The sequence below is a fragment of the Paraburkholderia sp. SIMBA_054 genome (assembly GCF_046534875.1).
Taxonomy (GTDB): Bacteria; Pseudomonadota; Gammaproteobacteria; order Burkholderiales; family Burkholderiaceae; genus Paraburkholderia; species Paraburkholderia hospita.
The window spans coordinates 1-262 of record NZ_JAWRXV010001019.1; the positions used below are offsets into that span (position 1 = coordinate 1).

The following is a 262-nucleotide window of genomic DNA, read 5'->3' on the forward strand; positions in this document are numbered from 1 at the left end:
GCACGCTAACAGACCGCACATCCTGAAGAGGCCAGCCCATGCGCGCAGCGGCGAGTGAAAGAGAGGACGGATAGGCAAGAACAAGCATTTCCTCTGGCGAGAAATGCCGGGACAAAGTCGCTCCCACACCAAAAAACATTGGATCGCCGCTTGCCAGCACAACCACCGGCTGGCCGCGATACGCCTCAATCATCACGAAAGCTTCGTCGAATGGAGATGGCCAGGCTACGCGCTCGGCTTTGATATCGCCACTCAGAAAGTC

General features: G+C 57.3%; 1 protein-coding gene. It reads right to left on the bottom strand.

The annotated features are described in order from the left end of the window. Positions 1 to 262 (bottom strand): SAM-dependent methyltransferase (locus SB822_RS58230; RefSeq protein WP_410859261.1); only part of this gene is annotated, 262 nt, incomplete at both ends.